Annotated in this window: 18 protein-coding genes; 2 read left to right on the top strand and 16 right to left on the bottom strand. The window is 52.3% G+C overall.

Going from position 1 to position 17049, the window contains the following annotated elements; genetic code table 11:
- Window positions 1-16 precede the first annotated feature (16 nt).
- From rpoS to AJE_RS13405, 10 genes are all read right to left on the bottom strand, one after another.
- Window positions 17-1006, bottom strand: coding sequence for an RNA polymerase sigma factor RpoS (gene rpoS, locus AJE_RS13450; protein WP_008951313.1), 990 nt, complete (start codon window positions 1004-1006; stop codon window positions 17-19).
- An 85-nt stretch (window positions 1007-1091) separates the two neighbouring features.
- A complete protein-coding gene (locus AJE_RS13445) occupies window positions 1092-1913 on the bottom strand; it encodes a peptidoglycan DD-metalloendopeptidase family protein (protein WP_008951312.1) in 822 nt (273 codons plus the stop codon).
- A 30-nt stretch (window positions 1914-1943) separates the two neighbouring features.
- The gene (locus AJE_RS13440) at window positions 1944-2858 is read right to left on the bottom strand and encodes a DUF368 domain-containing protein (protein ID WP_008951311.1); all 915 of its coding nucleotides are present in this window, start codon (window positions 2856-2858) and stop codon (window positions 1944-1946) included.
- An 18-nt stretch (window positions 2859-2876) separates the two neighbouring features.
- Complete coding sequence (locus tag AJE_RS13435; RefSeq protein ID WP_008607271.1) at window positions 2877-3515, bottom strand: protein-L-isoaspartate(D-aspartate) O-methyltransferase; 639 nt, start codon at window positions 3513-3515, stop codon at window positions 2877-2879.
- Window position 3516: 1 nt separating this feature from the next.
- Window positions 3517-4269 carry a 5'/3'-nucleotidase SurE gene (gene surE / locus AJE_RS13430; protein ID WP_008607270.1) on the bottom strand — a complete coding sequence of 251 codons (753 nt, stop codon included), beginning with the start codon at window positions 4267-4269 and terminating at the stop codon, window positions 3517-3519.
- A complete protein-coding gene (gene truD / locus AJE_RS13425) occupies window positions 4270-5328 on the bottom strand; it encodes a tRNA pseudouridine(13) synthase TruD (protein ID WP_237709361.1) in 1059 nt (352 codons plus the stop codon).
- Window positions 5316-5795 carry a 2-C-methyl-D-erythritol 2,4-cyclodiphosphate synthase gene (gene ispF, locus AJE_RS13420; RefSeq protein ID WP_008607268.1) on the bottom strand — a complete coding sequence of 160 codons (480 nt, stop codon included), beginning with the start codon at window positions 5793-5795 and terminating at the stop codon, window positions 5316-5318. Before ispF ends, truD begins: the two co-directional genes overlap by 13 nt.
- Window positions 5795-6487: a 2-C-methyl-D-erythritol 4-phosphate cytidylyltransferase gene (gene ispD / locus AJE_RS13415; protein ID WP_008607267.1), complete on the bottom strand. Its 693-nt coding sequence runs from the start codon at window positions 6485-6487 to the stop codon at window positions 5795-5797. Before ispD ends, ispF begins: the two co-directional genes overlap by 1 nt.
- Window positions 6487-6765, bottom strand: coding sequence for a cell division protein FtsB (gene ftsB, locus AJE_RS13410; RefSeq protein ID WP_008607266.1), 279 nt, complete (start codon window positions 6763-6765; stop codon window positions 6487-6489). Before ftsB ends, ispD begins: the two co-directional genes overlap by 1 nt.
- A gap of 65 nt (window positions 6766-6830) precedes the next feature.
- Entirely contained in the window at window positions 6831-7484 is a 654-nt protein-coding gene (locus tag AJE_RS13405) for a hypothetical protein (RefSeq protein ID WP_008607265.1), read from the bottom strand.
- Window positions 7485-7811: 327 nt separating this feature from the next.
- Here AJE_RS13405 and AJE_RS13400 point away from each other — a divergent pair, with 327 nt between their 5' ends.
- Window positions 7812-8324: a DUF1569 domain-containing protein gene (locus AJE_RS13400; protein ID WP_008951308.1), complete on the top strand. Its 513-nt coding sequence runs from the start codon at window positions 7812-7814 to the stop codon at window positions 8322-8324.
- A gap of 102 nt (window positions 8325-8426) precedes the next feature.
- The gene (locus AJE_RS13395) at window positions 8427-8741 is read left to right on the top strand and encodes a DMT family transporter (RefSeq protein ID WP_008607263.1); all 315 of its coding nucleotides are present in this window, start codon (window positions 8427-8429) and stop codon (window positions 8739-8741) included.
- Window position 8742: 1 nt separating this feature from the next.
- Here AJE_RS13395 and AJE_RS13390 read toward each other — a convergent pair whose 3' ends face one another.
- The 6 genes from AJE_RS13390 to rlmD all read right to left on the bottom strand — a co-directional run bounded on the left by AJE_RS13390 (window position 8743) and on the right by rlmD (window position 16973).
- Window positions 8743-9318, bottom strand: coding sequence for a hypothetical protein (locus tag AJE_RS13390; RefSeq protein ID WP_008607262.1), 576 nt, complete (start codon window positions 9316-9318; stop codon window positions 8743-8745).
- 107 nt (window positions 9319-9425) lie between these two features.
- Entirely contained in the window at window positions 9426-10718 is a 1293-nt protein-coding gene (gene eno / locus AJE_RS13385) for a phosphopyruvate hydratase (RefSeq protein ID WP_008607261.1), read from the bottom strand.
- Between the two features lie 60 nt (window positions 10719-10778).
- The gene (locus tag AJE_RS13380) at window positions 10779-12416 is read right to left on the bottom strand and encodes a CTP synthase (protein ID WP_008951307.1); all 1638 of its coding nucleotides are present in this window, start codon (window positions 12414-12416) and stop codon (window positions 10779-10781) included.
- A 199-nt stretch (window positions 12417-12615) separates the two neighbouring features.
- Window positions 12616-13404, bottom strand: a complete 789-nt coding sequence (mazG, locus tag AJE_RS13375) for a nucleoside triphosphate pyrophosphohydrolase (protein ID WP_008951306.1) — start codon at window positions 13402-13404, stop codon at window positions 12616-12618.
- A gap of 8 nt (window positions 13405-13412) precedes the next feature.
- Window positions 13413-15608 (bottom strand): GTP diphosphokinase, encoded by a 2196-nt coding sequence (relA, locus tag AJE_RS13370; protein ID WP_008951305.1) that lies wholly within the window; start codon window positions 15606-15608, stop codon window positions 13413-13415.
- 36 nt (window positions 15609-15644) lie between these two features.
- Window positions 15645-16973 carry a 23S rRNA (uracil(1939)-C(5))-methyltransferase RlmD gene (gene rlmD, locus AJE_RS13365; RefSeq protein ID WP_008951304.1) on the bottom strand — a complete coding sequence of 443 codons (1329 nt, stop codon included), beginning with the start codon at window positions 16971-16973 and terminating at the stop codon, window positions 15645-15647.
- Between the last annotated feature and the right edge of the window lie 76 nt (window positions 16974-17049).

Below are 17049 nucleotides of genomic sequence, written 5' to 3'. Positions count from 1 at the left end.
TAGATGATAAAACCGCTTATTCCTGAAACAGCGTCTCGATATTTAACCCCTGATGGGTGACGATTTCCCGTAACCGACGCAGCGCCTCAACCTGAATTTGCCGCACCCGCTCTCGGGTCAGACCAATTTCATGCCCCACATCTTCCAGTGTTGAGGGTTCATAGCCCAGCAATCCAAAGCGCCTGGCCAAGACTTCGCGCTGTTTTGGATTTAATTCCTGTAACCAAACCACCAAATGCTGGCGGATATCCTGATCCTGTAATTCCAGCTCGGGTCCGAGTTCCTTTTCATCGGCCAGTACATCTAATAGCTGCTTTTCCGAGGCACCGGCAACCGGCGTATCGACTGAAGTAATTTTTTCATTTAACTTCAGCATCTTACGAACTTCTTCTACCGGCTTATCCAGCGCAGCAGCGATTTCTTCCGGCGTCGGCTCGTGATCCAGCTTTTGTGATAATTCGCGGGCAGCGCGCAGATAAATATTGAGCTCTTTAACCACATGTATAGGTAAGCGGATGGTTCGCGTTTGGTTCATTATCGCGCGTTCGATGGTCTGGCGGATCCACCAGGTGGCGTAAGTCGAAAACCGAAAACCGCGCTCGGGGTCGAATTTTTCTACCGCGCGGATTAAGCCAAGGTTGCCCTCTTCAATCAGATCCAACAAGGCTAAACCACGGTTGATATAGCGACGGGCAATTTTCACTACCAGCCGCAGGTTACTTTCAATCATCCGCTTTCTGGCGGCCTGGTCGCCCTTTAAGGCCAGTCGGGCAAAGTAAACTTCTTCTTCGGCACTTAACAGTGGCGAGAAGCCGATTTCACCGAGGTAAATTTGCGTGGCGTCCAGCGTTTTCTGGCTGTCATCCCGCACAAAGAGATCTTCAGGCACCGTTTCGTCTGCGGACAGCTCGAGCAATTCCGGATCCAAATCATCATCACTGAGTAAACTCTCTTCGTTTATCTCATCTTCTTTAAATTCAGTCAGGTCATTGTCTTTTGCTGTCATATCCATCTACTCCGAACTAAAGCGCTTCAAAACCGCTGCGGCGCATCCATGCCACATGTTAATATTATTTTTAATAATTTGTATACTATTTTGGCAAGTACCGCAGCGGATCGACCGACTGGCCACGAAAACGGATTTCAAAATGCAAGCGGGTAGAGGCAGCGTCGGTTTCTCCCATCTCCGCAATTTGTTGACCCGCTTTCACTTCCTGCCGCTCCTTCACCAGGATCCGCTTGTTGTGCGCATAGGCGCTCAGGTAATCGTCGTTATGTTTGATGATAATTAAGTTACCATAGCCACGTAACGCATTACCGGCGTATACCACTTGCCCATCCGCGGCAGCATTGATCCGGCTGCCATCACGACCACCGATTTGGATCCCTTTAATCCCACTCTCCGCGGTCGAGAAGCGCGCTAAAATTGGCCCGCGGATCGGCCACTGCCAGCTAACCCGACCAACCGCCGGCGGCGGCGTGCGAAGAGGCGTACTTGCTTGACCATAACCCGTTTGCTGATTAGCTGCAACTGATTTAGCACTGGTCGTAGTGGCTGGGCGGCTGGCTGGGGTATTTGTTCCGCTAGCGGCAACAGCTTGGCCGCCAGTACCTTGTAAACGGAGTATTTGCCCGGGATAAATGGTGTAAGGTGCAGCTATACCATTGCGGCTGGCCAGGGTCCGGTAATCCTGGCCGGCGCGAAAGGCGATGGAAAATAACGTATCACCACGCTGCACCACATACTGGTTACCGCTAAGCTGGGTACGTTGCTGTTGTGCCGCCGATTGCTGACGGATCTCCAGCGTAGTCACAGGCGCCGGTGCGGACTTGCCGGCGCAGCCGGTGAGTAAAATGCAGAGTAAAAGCAGCAACACCCGGCAAATAGCACTATCTGCCAGATGAGAGGGCATTACGATTCCCAGGCTGCTGACAACGATAAGTTACTCCTTGCTGCGCTCAACAGCGTTGCCCGTGCTGACCGTTTTAGCACCCGTCAGCAATTTTTCCAGGTTAAGCAGTAACAGCATAACGAGAATAGCTACCAGAAAACAAGCCGTTGCCAATAGCAAGTCATGCTGGCCGAAGGTCGCGGCATAACCGCCAGGCGTATACATGCTAGTCGCACTTTGCCAGGGCCACAACCGGTACATGGCCCCGACTACCACACCGGTTAACAGTGCCAGGGTGGCGTCATGATAATGTTTCAGTAACCAGTTTAAAAAGCGGGAGAAGCCAAGTAAGCCACTGATACAACCCAGCAAAAACAGCAATAGTATAGCCAGTTGCAACTCCCGCACCGCCAGTAGCACCGGGGCATACATGCCGGAAATCAGCAGAATAAAGCTACCCGAAATACCCGGCAGGATCATGGCACAAATGGCGACCGCGCCAGCGACAAAAAACATCCAGGTTGCCGGAGTAAAACTCACGGGTGCCAACATCCCAACCAGCAGTGCCAGCACAATGCCAACGCCAAATAACAGTGCGCGTAACGCAGACCAGCGCACTGCCCGCAGCAGTAAGGGCAAAGCGGCAAGAATCAAGCCATTAAAAAAGGCCCATAAGGGGACAGGACGGTGCTCGAGCAACCAGCTAATCACGGTCGCTAATGAAAAAATACTGACCAGCACCCCACCGAATAAGCAAAGTAAAAAAGTGCCATCTATGTGTCGCCAGCATGCCCGCCACTGACCACGCAGTAACAATTGTAATGCTGTCAGGTTTACCGAACTGATCGCCCCCAGTAAACGTTCATAGATACCGAGGATAAATGCCAGAGTGCCGCCGGAAACGCCGGGCACCACATCCGCAGCCCCCATCGCCATCCCTTTAATAATCCATTGTAAATACTGCATGTTAGCCCTAACCTCGTTTTATGCTAATTCGCCTGGTACTAAAGGTACAAAGCGCACTGTTTCAATATCCTGGCTTTGAAACTCATCACCATGCCGCTGGTAGACTCGCAACACTTGCTGCTCACTACCGACCGGAATCACCAAACGGCCGCCGTCGGTCAACTGTTGTAGCAAAGCCTGCGGTACTTCCACCGGTGCCGCGGTAACGATAATACTGTCAAACGGCCCCTTGCTTGGCCAACCTTGCCAGCCATCGCCATGTTTCATCGACACATTATGCAAATCAAGTTGTTGTAAACGCCGCTTAGCCTGAAACTGCAGCGCTTTAATACGCTCTACCGAGCAGACATGAGTGAATAATCTGGCCAGAATGGCAGTTTGATAACCAGAGCCGGTACCAATTTCCAGCACCTTGCCAGAACTGCCGCCTTGCAACAACAACTCCGTCATCCGGGCAACAATATAAGGCTGCGAAATCGTTTGCCCCTGGCCGATAGGCAAAGCGGTATTCTCATAGGCTTTATGCGCCAGCACCGGCTCAACGAATAAATGCCGCGGCGTTTGCGCCAGAGCAGCCAGTACACTGGCATCGCTGATGCCTTCCAGTTGCAGCTTTTGCGCCAGTACCTGAGCGCTACGCATCGTTACCACCGCCATCTTACAGTCTGATCCCATTAAGCCAATTGGCCAGAGTTTCCATACTCTTATACGCCGACATATCAACATGCAGCGGCGTAATCGAGGCATAACCATTGGCAATGGCATAAAAATCCGTACCCTCACCGGCATCCAGCTCCGGGCCCAGGGACCCGTACCAGTAAATCTTCCGTCCCCAGGGATCAGTAGTGCTGGTCATGGTTTCAGCTTTATGACGTCGTCCCAGCCGGGTCACCTGAATACCTTTCAGTTCACTTAACGGAATAGCCGGCACATTAATATTTAAGATCTGATCTGCAGGTAGTGGATGCGACTTTAGTTTTTGAATCACCTGCACAGTAACATGAGCGGCGGTAGCGAAATGCTGTTCATCGCGTCCGGCCAGTGACACCGCAATCGCTGGTAAGCCCAGGTGCCGCCCTTCGGTCGCTGCAGCCACCGTACCGGAGTAGAGCACGTCATCGCCGAGATTAGCACCATGGTTAATACCCGCCACCACTAAATCCGGCGTAAAATCCAGCAGCTGACTGATAGCCAGATGCACGCAATCCGTTGGCGTGCCATTGACGGCGATAAAACCGTTTTCCAACAGCTGGGTTCGCAGTGGATTAAGTAAGGTCAGGGAGTTGGAAGCGCCGCTACAATTGCGATCCGGACCAACAGTTGTGACCTCTGCGATTTGCATTAATGCCTGTTGCAGCACCTGGATCCCTTTGGCATAAACGCCGTCATCGTTACTTAGTAAAATTCGCATTTAAGACTCCATTTGTGCGATATCGCGTGCCGCATCCCGGTACTCCACCAACTCTCTGAGTACACTGGTAGCAAAGCAACCGGCGGGCAGCGCAAATTGCAGCACCACTGCATCCTGTTCCACGCTAGCCTGCAACTGCTCGGGGATAACTCGCATACTGCGCCGGCCAGCCTGAACCCTGAGCAGTTCCAGCGCCTGCTGCCAGGCCTGCCAGGGCGCTAACAGCTGTTGCTCTAATAGTGCGGCCTCTGCCGTCACCATGGCTTTACCCAGGCCGACTAAAGGCGCGGTCAGATGAATATCCTGTGCGCTCAGCCGCTGCTCCAGCTCTGGCGTAACCTGATCCACCACAAAGATTGAACCCGAACCCGCCAGCTGGACCACATCACCCGGTAGTAAGCGGGCAAAGTGACCGCGCCGGATCCGCCCGGCAATCACCTGGTTAAACAAAAAAGACCGGCTGGCTGACAAGGCCAGACCTCGCAGTTGCCGATCCGGAATACTCTCGCCGCCAAATAAACGCTCGGCTAAGGCCAGGTTACCGCCGTTAATACCAAAGCGCTGCTCACCATAATAGTTCGGCACGCCCTCTGCCAGTAGTGGCAATCGTGCCAGCAGGCCAGCGCTATCGCTCACCTGCCGTAATCTAAGGCTAAAATGGTTCCGCTTTAACGCACCCAGCCGCAATTTCCGGTAGTGGCGCACGACCTGCAGGATCCGCGAGCCTTCCAGCTGCCAGTTTTGCCAGGCCAACTCTTGTTTGATCGGCCACTTAAAACAGAACCACTGCGTGGTCACCGCATGGCGATCTTTTAAACCGGCATAGCTGATATCCCGCACCCGCAAACCGGTTAGCCGTGCCAGCTCACGGGCAATAAACTGAGTATTCTGGCCGGTTTTCTCAATTTGCAGCAACAGATGCTCGCCGCTGCCACTGGGCTCGAAATTCAGCTCTTCTACCACCTGAAAGTCAGCCGGCTCAGTGCGGATCACCGCCTGCACTGCTGGTTTGGCATACAGATAGGGCTGCTCGTTGCTGGTAAGCATTATTGACGACACAACAACACCACCGCTTCCGCTGCGATCCCCTCTTTGCGGCCAACAAAGCCTAACTTTTCGGTGGTCGTCGCCTTTACATTGACCTGACTGATATCACACTGCAGATCGGCGGCAATACAAGCACGCATGCTGTGCACATGCGGTGCCAGCTTCGGGGCCTGCGCCATCACGGTCAGATCGAGATTGCCGATCTGATAGCCACGTTGTTGCACCTCGGCAAACACCCGCCGTAATAAGATCCGGCTATCGATACCTTTAAAAGCGGCATCGGTATCCGGAAAATGGTGCCCAATATCGCCAAGCGCCAGTGCGCCCAGCAGCGCATCGGACAAGGCATGTAACACAACATCGCCGTCCGAGTGTGCAATCAGGCCTTGCGGATAGTCAATTTGTACGCCCCCGAGGGTGACCGGGCCTTCACCACCGAAAGCATGGACATCAAAGCCGTGGCCAATGCGGATTGTCATTATCGAGGTTGCTCCAGATAAAAGGCCGCCAGTTGCAGATCTGCCGGCCGGGTAATTTTCAGATTATCACTATGGCCTTCCACCAGTAATACCGGTTGCTGTGCCCACTCCATCGCCGAGGCTTCATCGGTCACCGCTACCCCGGCTGCCAGCGCGCCAGCAATAGCTTGTCTCAGCGCGGCGGTTGGGAAAAATTGCGGTGTCAGGGCATGCCAGAGATCGGTCCGATCTACCGTGCAGTTAACTTGCTGCCGGCCACGCTTCATGGTATCACGCACCGGGGTCGCCAGAATGCCGCCATGTCCGGCTGCCAGACAACGCTCAATTAACAGTTGAATATCACTGACTCTGACCAAAGGCCTGGCAGCGTCATGCACCAGCACCCAGGGGTAACGTGCAGCATCAATCTGTTGCAGCGCATTGAACACCGAATGCACCCGCTCACTGCCGCCATTGACCCGCACGATGCGCGGATCAGTTAAACCGGTGGCGGCAAAATAGGGGTCTTGCTCACTCAGTGCCAGATAACAGGCAGTTACTGCCTCCAGCGCCAGCAAAGGCCTGACACTATGTTCTAACACCGTTTTGCCATGCAGACGCAGATATTGTTTCGGTTTGTCGGCCTGCATGCGCTGCCCGACGCCAGCGGCCGGGATCACTGCGGCAATCGCCGGAAAAGCCTGTACTGCCATTAAGGATCCTGTGGGATTATCCGGAAGAAGACTTCGTCAGCAGCGATCAGTCCCAATTCGTTGCGGGCCCGCTCTTCAATCGCCTCCAGCCCCTGCCGCAAGTCGTTTACATCTGCCAGCAACATCCGGTTGCGTTTGATCAGCTCCTGGTTACTGGCTTGTTGGGTAGCGATTTCCTCTTGCTGGCGTAAATAGTCAGTAATACTCAGCTGGCCGAACCAGAGCCGGTATTGTAAGGCGGCAAGCACCAGCAATAAAAAACCTATTAAAATTCGCATGCGTTTGTTCTTCGCTTAATCCTTCACTATTATGCCGACTGCCGGCTTGCGTGCAAAGCGATATCTCAGTTGCTCTGTGCCGTGTGTGGCCGGGCAAAGTTGCGCCAGTTTAAACGGCTGGCAAGTAACAGCTCACGCAAACTGAGCAGTCGTGGTTCCGTTTTCCGCCGGTTTAACCACTGATGGCCACAGCAGGCTGCCGCCATCATCGTTTTGTCAGGCTTCAGTAAAAAGCGGTCACTGTTGCTCACTTCCAGTGGCATGCCACTAAAACTGAACCAGCCGTGTTGATTACAATGCAAGCGCTGCTGCTGCACATCTACCTCATCGACACTGTCCAGCATAATATGTTCCAGCGTTTTCTCTTCAACATAGACTGGCACTATTAAACCTGGCTTGGCCGCTTTCTGATAAAAACGGGCAATCGGCTCCGCCTGTTGTTTATTAGCCGGACATTGACTCAGCTGACGGCCATACCAGGACGCATTCTGACTATCCAGCTGCAGTTCATGCTGGTAGCGTACTATGGCACTGGCCGCGCGACGAATGTAAAAAGGCAGGCTGGCTAACCTTTTCGGTAAGCTGGGCAGTTCTGCGGCCGGAATTTGTGACAGGCGAAGTAATTCACGCTCATATAAAGCGTTACAAAGTTCAGTGTAAGTCTGGTTATCCGGACTTACCTGCCAAAAATGCGGCTGGGCATCGGGTGTCATGGTCATAGCTGCGATGTTAGCCAATCGCTCAATTTTTGTAAAAGCCTAAATCGGTAAAATATCGCCGCTAAGTACGGGTTTTTGCTGAGCGCCTTGCATTAACCGAAACGGCTGCTGACCATTATCCAATAGCGCGCTGGTCAGCTGCGCTTGTCCGGGCAGATAAAATGGCCGGCTAAGGTGCCAATAGCAGCGCCTTGTTGCGGACGCCCGCAGGCCGCAACAAGGCCCGGCGATAACTTTGCCATAATGAAAGATTCTCAGACACGATACTGGACGACTCCGACAGAAAAGGCTAGTTTAACGGCCTGAACCCTTTTTGCCAAAAGCTGCATGAATCGACGTCAATTTCTTACCGCGGCTGCCTGGACCCCGATCGTGGTGGTACTTGGCGCCAAACTTACCGCGACCATCCGGCCCTATCCGTTACAGCAGCTACTGACACAATTACGGGCGCTGAAGCCTGACGCCTTGCAAAGTTCGGGCAATTGGACTGTCAGCGAGATTTTGCAACACTGCGCGCAAAGTATCCGCTATTCGCTCAGCGGTTACCCGCAAGCCTATTCCGCGTTATTCCAAAATACTGCCGGCAAACTGGCACTGAATTTATTTGCTGCGTCCGGCAGTATGCATCACCCACTGGATCAACCCATCCCCGGCGCGCCGGCGTTAATCCCGGAACTACCGAATGATGTGGCACTGCGTGAGCTGACTTTTGAGCTGCAACAATTTATCAACTGGCAAGGCCCGCTAGCACCGCATTTTGCCTATGGTAGCCTGACTAAGGCACAGTATTACAGTGTGCATTATCTGCACTTACAGAGCCATCTGGCGGAAATCAGCTAGGCTTGCACCCGGATCTGGGGGTTGCTAAACTTTGTGCTGGCTGGGGACGACCCCAGTGCATTCTTTCATTCGGGGACGGCCCCATAACAAGAGGTTACTGTTATGGCATGGCTTATCTTATTTCTCGCCGGCTTATTGGAAATCGTCTGGGCTATTGGCCTGAAATATACGGCTGGTTTTACCAAACCCTGGCCCAGTGTTATAACGCTTGCCGCGATGATTGCCAGTTTTGTGCTACTGGGACAAGCACTGCGCACCTTGCCACTCGGCATAGCTTACTCAGTCTGGGTCGGTATTGGGGTCGTGGGTACGGTAATTTTTGGCGCCTGGTTGTATGGCGAAAGCTTAAGTGTGTTAAAAGTTGCGAGTATTCTGCTGATTTTACTGGGAATTGTCGGCCTCAAGTTGACGAGTTAAATCACCGACTGTTGTCGCGTAGCTCAAATTCAGCTTCAGCAGTCCCCTTAGCTAAAGGATCACATTTGATCAGCGCCCGAAAACCATACATATTATTCTCAGCCGGATCCGGATGTCCGGCTTTGTTTAGCATTAAACTGACACTATGCTGTCGATAACGGCGCTGCGGATTATCCGGGCTATACTGCTGCAGCAAGGTCTCAATTTGTTGTTCGGCCTGGCGTAAGCATTCCTCTGGTGAACCACCGCCTTTATAGCGTCGTTGTATAATAAGCCAGTTTAATTCACCCTGGGCGTTAAACTGCGCGTGTAGCAATTCCTGCAACTCTGCACCTACCGCTGTTGCCATACATTGCTGTTTATCACATTGCACACCAGCGCGCAGAATTTCTGTACTCCCTTCCGCATTGTAGCGCTGTTGCAATATACTTCGGACCAGTTCCTGCGCCATCCCCAATTGCACCCCTTCGACTGTAATCAGCGTTAAATCAACTTCGGCAATCAACGGCTGTCGCGAGTGACCGATATTGGGTAGCATCAGCAGCAGACTAAACGTAAAACTAAGCACGAGTTTCATAGTGCGACCTTAGATGACCCGTAGAAGTTAAAATTATAACAACACCGAACGGGCGCCTTACTGCACTGGATCAAAAAGGGCCACTATTGTGGCCCGATGACAGTCAATTATTGACCTTTAATCTCGCTGCGGCCTTTATAAGGCGCTTTCGCACCCAGTTCCTGCTCAATCCGCAGTAACTGATTGTACTTAGCAACCCGATCCGAGCGGCACAGTGAACCGGTTTTAATTTGACCGGCGGCGGTACCCACTGCTAAGTCAGCGATAAAGGCATCCTCGGTTTCACCGCTACGGTGTGAAATCACTGCGGTAAAGCCGGCATCTTTTGCCATCTTGATGGCTGCCAGTGTCTCGGTCAGCGAGCCGATTTGGTTAAACTTGATCAGAATGGAGTTACCAATACCCTGCTCAATACCGCGGGTCAGGATCTTGGTGTTGGTGACAAACAAGTCATCGCCGACCAGCTGCACCTTGCTACCAATTTTGTTAGTCAGATCTTTCCAGCCATCCCAGTCTGACTCATCCAGACCATCTTCAATTGAGACGATCGGGAAACGCTGTGTCAGACCAGCCAGGAAGTCGTTAAAGCCATAGGAATCAAAACTCTTCCCTTCGCCACCCAGCACATACTTACCGTCTTTGTAGAATTCAGAGGCCGCACAGTCCAGCGCCAGCGTGACATCTTTATCCATTTCGTAACCCGCGGCTTTAACCGCTTCCACGATCACGGTCAGGGCTTCTTCGTTTGATTTCAGATCCGGGGCAAAACCACCTTCATCACCCACTGCGGTGTTCAGGCCACGTTTTTGCAGTTCTTTTTTCAGGCTGTGGAAGATTTCCGCGCCCATCCGCAAGGCTTCAGCGAACGTTTTGGCACCAACCGGCTGCACCATAAACTCCTGAATATCAACGTTGTTATCGGCGTGCTCGCCACCATTGATAATATTCATCATCGGCACTGGCATGCTGTAGACACCAGAGGTACCGTTCAGATCGGCAATGTGCTGATACAACGGGATCTTTTTATCTGCAGCTGCAGCACGGGCAACCGCCAGCGATACTGCCAGAATAGCGTTGGCACCCAGCTTAGATTTGCTCTCGGTACCGTCCAGGTCGATCATCAGCTGATCAATAGCCGCTTGCTGATAAGCATCTTTGCCGATAAGCGCGCTCTGGATTGGACCATTGATATTGGCTACTGCCTTGGTAACACCCTTGCCTAAATAACGGCTTTTATCGCCATCACGCAGCTCCAGCGCTTCACGTGAGCCGGTCGAGGCACCTGAAGGTGCGCAGCCGCGCCCCATAGCACCACTGGCCAGATACACATCGGCCTCAACGGTTGGATTGCCGCGTGAATCCATAATCTCGCGGGCGATAATTTTGACAATTGCTGACATAGTCTTAAATCCCCTGTTAAAAACTAAAAAGCCGTGCCTTAGCGCACGGCTTCAGATCCGTTATACGCGTTGCTGTTTCTGATACTGATGCGCCGCAGCGACAAAGCTCTGAAACAGCGGGTGGCCGTCCCGTGGTGTCGAGTTAAATTCCGGGTGGAATTGCCCGGCGACAAACCAGGGGTGAGTAGGAATTTCGATCATCTCAACCAGCTGGTTATCCGCTGATAAGCCCGAAACCACTAGCCCGGCTTCTTCTAATTTGGGTCGTAAATGGTTATTCACCTCGTAGCGGTGGCGGTGCCGCTCCTGGATCACAGCTTTACCGTAGATCTCACGCGCCTTGGTGTTGTCTTTCAGATTACAGTTTTGACTGCCCAGGCGCATAGTCCCACCCAGATCAGATTCATCGTTGCGCACTTCCACTGAACCATCGGCATCACGCCACTCCGTGATCAAACCGACCACCGGATAAGGCGTAGCTTTGTTAAATTCGGTAGAGTGTGCCCCCGGCATACCGGCAACATTGCGCGCATATTCAATCAGCGCGACCTGCATGCCCAGACAAATCCCCAGGTAAGGTACCTTTTGTTCGCGGGCATACTTCGCTGCTAAAATCTTACCTTCCACACCGCGCTCACCAAAGCCGCCGGGTACCAGAATACCGTCTAAGCCCGCCAGCACTGCGGTGCCTTTGCTTTCGACATCCTGCGAGTCGATATATTTAATATTCACCGTTAAACGGTTTTTCAGACCAGCGTGGCCCAGCGCTTCATTTACTGACTTATAAGCATCCGGCAACTCGACGTATTTACCGACCATACCAATGGTCACTTCGCCGGTTGGATTCGACTCCTGATACAGCACCTGCTCCCACTCGGCTAAATCGGCCTGTGGGGCGTCGATATGGAAGCGACGGCAGACCAGATCGTCCAGGCTCTGTGACTTTAATAACGCCGGGATCTGATAAATGCTGGAAACGTCTTTTAATGAAATAACGGCTTTTTCTTCAACATTGGTAAAGAGCGCAATTTTCGCCTTCTCATTGTTGGGAATCGCACGGTCAGAGCGGCAGACCAGAATATCCGGCTGGATCCCAATTGAACGCAGCTCTTTTACCGAGTGTTGGGTTGGCTTGGTTTTGATCTCACCGGCTGTACCCAGGTAAGGCACCAGCGTCAGGTGCATATAAAGCGTGCGCTCACGACCAACTTCGGTGCCAAGTTGCCGGATGGCTTCCAGGAAAGGTAAGGATTCAATATCGCCGACCGTGCCACCAATTTCGACAATGGCAATATCAAAGCCTTCTGCACCCTGTACCACACGGTGTTTAATTTCGTTGGTGATATGTGGAATGACCTGAATGGTCGCCCCCAGATAGTCACCACGACGCTCACGGCGCAGCACATCAGCGTAGATCCGGCCTTGAGTAAAGTTGTTCAGTTTACTCATTTTGGTACGGATAAAGCGCTCGTAGTGGCCTAAATCCAGATCGGTTTCGGCGCCATCTTCAGTCACAAATACTTCGCCGTGCTGAATAGGACTCATGGTGCCCGGGTCAACGTTAATATAAGGGTCCAGCTTCAGGATGGTGACCTTCAGGCCGCGGGCCTCTAAGATTGCCGCCAGCGACGCTGCCGCTATGCCTTTACCCAAAGATGAGACTACCCCACCCGTCACGAAGATATATCTTGTCGCCATAAGACCCCAGACACACAGTAAGAAAGATTAGACCAAACCACCATGCCAAAAGCGGTATTGCCAATACTGGCAACAGTACAGCTAAGGTAAAGAGCGTTTGGTATCAGGACGGGAGGAAAGTATAGCAAAGGGCAAGGCAGCGCTCAATCAAAAGCGCTGTAGTTTGCGGTTTATTCTAAGCCGGCTGCCAATACCAGCATTACTGGGGATCTTGTTTGACCTGTTGCCATAGCGCCTCCATCTCTGCCAGATCACTGTCGGCCGGCGTTTTCCCCGCGGCTGCCAGCGCCTGCTCTACCGCGCGAAAGCGCCGTTCAAACTTGCTATTGGCCGCACGCAATACCGCTTCCGGATCCAGCTTGTGTTTGCGCACCACATTGACCAGCGCAAACATGAGATCACCCAACTCTTCTGCCAGTTCGGGGCTGTCGCTGGCAGTTTGCTCCACTTCGAGGATCTCTTCTTTAACTTTATCCCAGCAGCCCTGCACGTCCGGCCAGTCAAAACCGACATTGGCGCAGCGTTTTTGTAGCTTATTGGCCCGGCTTAATGCCGGCAAACTCTGCGGAATATTATCCAGTACACTGTGTTGGCCCTGCTGCTGGCGCTCGGCACTTTTCAGTGCTTCCCAATTCTGCAATACCTGCTCAGCGCTATTGGCATTCACAGTGCCTGCAGCATTGGCAAATACATGTGGATGCCGCCGCTCCAGCTTAGTGCTGATACTGTCTACCACATCGTTAAACTGAAAATGGCCATCTTCTTTGGCCAGCTGGGCATAAAACACCACCTGAAACAGCAAATCACCGAGTTCATCTTTTAGCTCAGCAAAGCTTTGCCGGTTAATGGCATCGGCGACTTCGTAGGCCTCTTCCAGCGTGTAGGGCACAATGCTGGCGTAGTTTTGCTTTAGATCCCACGGACAGCCCCGCTCAGGGTCACGCAGGGTGGCCATAATATCCAGTAAGCGTTGTATCGGTGCTGCCACAAAAATTCCTAATGATGAAAGCGTTTGGCTTCAATAACATCGTCAATCTGACTGATTTTACTCAGCAGTTTGTTCAACGAGTCCAGATTATACAGCTCCATCGTCATATTAATGACCGCCGTTTGCTCTTTAATATCCGAACTGCTGCTCATCTTGGTGACGTTAGCTTTTTCATTCGCCAGGATGCTGGTGATGTCTCGCAACAAGCCATTACGGTCATGCGCGACAATACGAATATCCACCTCATAGCCGGAGGCATACTTGTCGCCCCAGGTGGCTTCAACCACCCGCTCTGGCTGGGCGTCCTGCAGCAGTTTAAACTGTTCACAGTCATCGCGGTGAATGGCGATACCGCGGCCCTGAGTGATATAGCCGATAATGGCATCGCCCGGCAGCGGATGACAGCAACCAGCCATATGGCTCAGCAAGTTACCGACGCCCTGCACTATCACATCACTCTTGGCTTTATTTTGTGACAGTGGCTTGGTTTTTAAACGCGGATCAATTTCTGGTAATTCATGCTTGGGTTGCTGGCTTTGAATAAAGTGCACCACCTGGGTGACCTTGATCTCTCCGCCACCAATGCCGACCAGTAACTCGTCCATGCTATTCACATTAAAGCGAGCAATAACTTTCGTCGGATGCTCCAGCACCAGATTAAGTCGCGATAATTCAGCATCCAACAACTCGCGGCCGGCGGCCAGATTTTTATCGCGATCCTGTAACCGGAACCAGTATTGTACCTTCGAGCGGGCGCGGCTGGATTTCAGATAGCCCAAATTCGGGTTTAGCCAGTCACGACTCGGGTTAGGTTCACGGCCGGTTAAAATTTCAACCTGATCGCCGGTTTTTAGCTGATAAGTAAAGGGTACAATGCGGCCGGAGATTTTGGCGCCAATACAGCGATGCCCGACGTTAGAATGGATATAGTAAGCAAAATCCAGCGGCGTTGACCCCATTGGCAAATCAACAATGTCACCCTTGGGGGTAAACACATAGACCCGATCTTCAATCACCTGATTACGTAGTTCTTCTACCAGATCCGTGCCTTCTGCCAGATCTTCCTGCCACTGCAGCAACTTACGTAACCAACCTATTTTTTCATCGTTAGCAGCAGTACGACCAGCCGTAGCGCCCTCTTTGTAACGCCAGTGTGCTGCCACTCCCAGCTCAGCATCTTCGTGCATCTGCCGGGTGCGGATCTGAATTTCAATCGGCCGGCCCTGTGGTCCCAATACCACGGTGTGGATCGACTGATAGCCATTTTGTTTTGGCGTGGCGATGTAGTCGTCAAATTCTTTTGGCAGATGGCGCCAGCTGGTATGTACTAACCCGAGTGCAGCATAACAATCCTGCACCCGTTCGGTAACAATCCGCACGGCCCGGATATCGTACAGCTGATCAAAAGACAGCTGCTTCTTCTGCATCTTTTTCCAGATACTGAAAATATGCTTTGGCCGGCCATACACTTCGGCTTGTAAATTGGCATCCTGCATTTTTTGCCGTACGCTGGCAACGAACTCCTGCATATACTGCTCGCGATCCAGGCGCCGTTCTTCCAGTAAACTGGCGATTTGCTTATAGGTTTGCGGATGCAGGTAACGGAACGCCAGATCTTCCAGCTCCCACTTTAACTGACCAATTCCCAGCCGGTTGGCCAGCGGCGCGAAGATGGCATTGGTCTCTTTCGCCGCCAGAACCCGGGTTTCTTCATCCGCATTTTTGACATCACGTAAATAACAGATTTGCGCAGCCAGTTTAATCACAACGGCCCGCACGTCTTCGACCATCGCCAACAACATCCGGCGTAGCGTATCCGCTTGCTGACCATCGTTATTTTGACGCACACTCAACGGAATGGTGCGGATCGCAGCCATCTGCTGCACGGACGTTAACAAACCTGATACGGCAGGATTAACCTGATCTTCAATCGTCGGTAAGCTCAGTAAATTGGCTTCAAAAACCGGAAATAACAGTGCTGCTACCAAAGAGTCCTGATCCATCCGCAGCTCTGCCAGGATCTCAACCATATCCCAACCGGTACGCACTTGCGGATTATCATCATCCAGCTGTAATTGTTTCAACCAGGTCGCAGTGTCGAGCAGCGATTCAATCTTTTTTTCCGTCAAGCCCAGCGAGCACAACCACTCAAAGGTTTCGCCACCGTGATAACCATGACTATGTGACTGACGTACCCTGACCATGTTTTTTCCTCTGCTAGTGCCCCGGCGAGTCTCAGGCTATTGACGACTGAACAACGCCATAAGTTCCAAATGCGCGGTATGCGGAAACATATCTACCCCAGCCAGTTTTTGCAACTGATAGCCGGCTGCCAGCAGCACCTTCGCATCGCGGGCGAAAGTAGCCGGGTTACAGGAGACGTACAATATCTGTGCCGGTTTCAATGCCAACAGTTGTGTTACCGCCCCTTCAGCGCCAGCGCGGGCCGGATCCAACAGTACTTTTTGATAAATGGGTTGGTTCCAGGCGGCTTTGCCCCAGGGCAGATGTAAATCAGCTTGCCAGAAATGCACATTTTGCAACTGATTTAATTGCGCATTCTCAGTAGCCTGTTGCACCATTTTGGACAAGCCTTCCACGCCATGCACTAATTTAGCACTTTTCGCCAGCGCCAGACTAAAGTTACCCATGCCGGCATACAGATCGAGAATCGTATCTTCGGCGGTCGGAGCCAGCCAGGCGACAGCCTGACTGACCAGTAACTGATTGACGTCAGTGTTAACCTGAATAAAATCATCGGCGGCAAACTCTAAGCTAATTCCCTGCTCTGCCAGGGTATAGCGCAGTGGCTGGTCGGCATTTTGCCAGCTGGTAAATTTTCCAGGCTCAGCTTCACCATACCAGCTGGCATCTGGCCAAACGCTGACAAAGGCTTGTTGCTCAGCTGCCGTCATGGCGGCGACATGGCGGATCACCACAACTGGCTGCTCGTCGGCCAGAATCACTTCAGCGTGCGTCACCGACTCGGGCCGACTTAACCTTGGCACAACCTGTTTTAAGGTGGCAAAAATGGGCTGTAGCGGCGCTGCCAACACATCACAATGTGTTACTTCAGCCAGTTGCTTACTGCCTGCCTGGCGAAAACCCACGGTAAGTTGACGTTGCTTTTTGTCATACCACAGCCCGATGCGCGCTTTGCGCCGGTAGTGTCGGTCAGCGGCACTTAGCATTGGCTGCCAGGGTAAAGTCTGCAAGCCTAACTGATGACAAAGTAGTGCCTGTACTCCTTGCTGCTTATATAAGCGCTGTTGCTCCGCACTCAGGTATTGCAGCTGGCAACCACCACAGCGCGTGAAACTCGGACAAAAAGGTTCAACCCGCTCCGCGCTCTGTTGTAGCACTTTAATGGTACGGGCTTTTAAATAATCGGCTTTATCTTCAGTAACACTGGCCAGCACCTGCTCACCCGGCAGAGCACCACTGACAAAAGCAATTTTTTGCTGATAACGGCTGATGCCGTTAGCTTCATAGTCCAGGTTGTCAATTTGCAACTTAATTTGCTGGCCAAGGCGGCTTGGTTTAGCTTTGGCTATATACAGGCTTACCATCTTGTGGGGTCTTATAGGTTTTTCGCGTTCGATATGTCATTATGACACGGCTGAGCCAAATTGTGATAAATGCGGA

Origin of the sequence: Alishewanella jeotgali KCTC 22429 (assembly GCF_000245735.1) — a bacterium.
Lineage (GTDB): Bacteria > Pseudomonadota > Gammaproteobacteria > Enterobacterales > Alteromonadaceae > Alishewanella > Alishewanella jeotgali.
The sequence above is the reverse complement of the archived record's forward strand: the minus strand, read 5'-3'. Positions and strand labels throughout refer to the sequence as shown.

Excerpts from the sequence above, each read along its gene's own strand:
- rpoS (WP_008951313.1), bottom strand. The coding sequence starts at position 1,006 with ATGACAGCAAAAGACAATGACCTGACTGAATTTAAAGAAGATGAGATA.
- AJE_RS13445 (WP_008951312.1), bottom strand. The coding sequence starts at position 1,913 with ATGCCCTCTCATCTGGCAGATAGTGCTATTTGCCGGGTGTTGCTGCTT.
- AJE_RS13440 (WP_008951311.1), bottom strand. The coding sequence starts at position 2,858 with ATGCAGTATTTACAATGGATTATTAAAGGGATGGCGATGGGGGCTGCG.
- AJE_RS13435 (WP_008607271.1), bottom strand. The coding sequence starts at position 3,515 with ATGGCGGTGGTAACGATGCGTAGCGCTCAGGTACTGGCGCAAAAGCTG.
- surE (WP_008607270.1), bottom strand. The coding sequence starts at position 4,269 with ATGCGAATTTTACTAAGTAACGATGACGGCGTTTATGCCAAAGGGATC.
- ispF (WP_008607268.1), bottom strand. The coding sequence starts at position 5,795 with ATGACAATCCGCATTGGCCACGGCTTTGATGTCCATGCTTTCGGTGGT.
- ispD (WP_008607267.1), bottom strand. The coding sequence starts at position 6,487 with ATGGCAGTACAGGCTTTTCCGGCGATTGCCGCAGTGATCCCGGCCGCT.
- ftsB (WP_008607266.1), bottom strand. The coding sequence starts at position 6,765 with ATGCGAATTTTAATAGGTTTTTTATTGCTGGTGCTTGCCGCCTTACAA.
- AJE_RS13405 (WP_008607265.1), bottom strand. The coding sequence starts at position 7,484 with ATGACCATGACACCCGATGCCCAGCCGCATTTTTGGCAGGTAAGTCCG.
- AJE_RS13400 (WP_008951308.1), top strand. The coding sequence starts at position 7,812 with ATGAATCGACGTCAATTTCTTACCGCGGCTGCCTGGACCCCGATCGTG.
- AJE_RS13395 (WP_008607263.1), top strand. The coding sequence starts at position 8,427 with ATGGCATGGCTTATCTTATTTCTCGCCGGCTTATTGGAAATCGTCTGG.
- AJE_RS13390 (WP_008607262.1), bottom strand. The coding sequence starts at position 9,318 with ATGAAACTCGTGCTTAGTTTTACGTTTAGTCTGCTGCTGATGCTACCC.
- eno (WP_008607261.1), bottom strand. The coding sequence starts at position 10,718 with ATGTCAGCAATTGTCAAAATTATCGCCCGCGAGATTATGGATTCACGC.
- AJE_RS13380 (WP_008951307.1), bottom strand. The coding sequence starts at position 12,416 with ATGGCGACAAGATATATCTTCGTGACGGGTGGGGTAGTCTCATCTTTG.
- relA (WP_008951305.1), bottom strand. The coding sequence starts at position 15,608 with ATGGTCAGGGTACGTCAGTCACATAGTCATGGTTATCACGGTGGCGAA.
- rlmD (WP_008951304.1), bottom strand. The coding sequence starts at position 16,973 with ATGGTAAGCCTGTATATAGCCAAAGCTAAACCAAGCCGCCTTGGCCAG.